Origin of the sequence: Mycobacterium sp. E136 (assembly GCF_001666865.1) — a bacterium.
Lineage (GTDB): Bacteria > Actinomycetota > Actinomycetes > Mycobacteriales > Mycobacteriaceae > Mycobacterium.
This window is the reverse complement of the sequence record NZ_LZJE01000139.1, coordinates 1-1257: the sequence shown is the minus strand read 5'-3', so window position 1 is coordinate 1257 and position 1257 is coordinate 1. Positions and strand designations below refer to the sequence as shown.

Annotated in this window: 2 protein-coding genes; both read left to right on the top strand. The window is 67.5% G+C overall.

Annotation, left to right across the window (positions count from 1 at the left end; all coding sequences use genetic code 11):
* Nucleotides 1-445: acyl-CoA dehydrogenase family protein (locus tag A5698_RS09255; RefSeq protein WP_286144409.1), on the top strand; the 445-nt coding region annotated here is incomplete at its 5' end.
* A gap of 1 nt (nt 446) precedes the next feature.
* Nucleotides 447-1257 (top strand): acyl-CoA dehydrogenase family protein (locus A5698_RS09250; RefSeq protein ID WP_068295749.1); only part of this gene is annotated, 811 nt, incomplete at its 3' end.

The window sequence follows — 1257 nt, the reverse complement described above, 5'->3', positions numbered from 1 at the left end:
CGCCGTACAGGAGGCCCTCGACTACGCCGTCATCGCCTCGGCCGGCGAGCAGGTGGGCGGCTCCCGCCGAATCTTCGACATGACCGTCGACTACCTCAAAACCCGCGTCCAGTTCGGCCGCCAGATCGGGAGCTTTCAGGCGCTCAAGCACATGGCCGCCGATCTGCTGATCGAGGTCGAGAACGCGACGTCGGCGGCCCAGCACGCCGCCGCCGAGAAGTCCACCGGCAGCGAAACATCCGACGGGGCAGTCGCTTTGGCGGGCTTCGCCTGCGCCGAGGCCTACGAGACCATCACGATGAATGCCATCCAGATGCACGGCGGCATCGGATTCACCTGGGAGCACCCCGCCCATCTGTTCCTGCGCAGGGCGCGAACCGGCCTACAGCTGTTCGGCGGTCCGCGGCTGCATCGCGAGCGCTACCTCGTCTCGAAAGGTGCCTGATATGACTTCTCAGCTTCCCACCGCCGACGAGCTGCGCGCCGAAGTCCGGGAGTGGTTGCGCGACAACTGGACTCCGCTGCCCAAGTCCGATGACCCGTGGGCGTCCTCCCCGGAGCGCATCGCATGGCTGGAGAAGGTGCTCGACGCCGGATACGCGGTGCCGACCTACCCCACCGAGTGGTTCGGCCGTGGCTACCCGAGCGACCTGGCCGCCGTCATCGGTCAGGAGTTCTCGGCGATCAAGGCGCCGGGATCGCGGCAGGACAAGTACAACATCCCGGCCAACACCGCGCTCAAGCTCGGCACCGAGAAGCTCAAGGGCGACCTGCTGCGCGATTTCCTGGTCGAGCGGTCCCGCACCTGCCTGCTCTACAGCGAGCCGGGCGCCGGCTCCGACCTGGCCAGCGTGCGCACCACCGCGGTCCGCGACGGCGACCAGTGGGTGGTCAACGGGCAGAAGGTGTGGACGTCGGGCGCGCTGACCGCCGACTACGCACTGCTGCTGGCCCGCACCGACTGGGATGTGCCCAAGCACAAAGGCTTGAGCCTGTTCATCATGCCGATGAAGCAGCCCGGCATCGAGGTACGCCCGCTCGTGCAGATCACCGGCGAGTCCCATTTCAACGAGGTCTTCATCAACGACGCGACCGTGGCCGACGACTACCTGTTGGGTGGCGAGGGCAACGGATGGCGGGCGCTGCAGACCGCGCTGGCGTACGAACGCTCGATCATGGGCGACAGCGCCCGCGGATCGCGAAGCCGCAAGGCCGACAGCCTGATCGAGCTTGCCCGCGAACACGGCGTGCTCGACG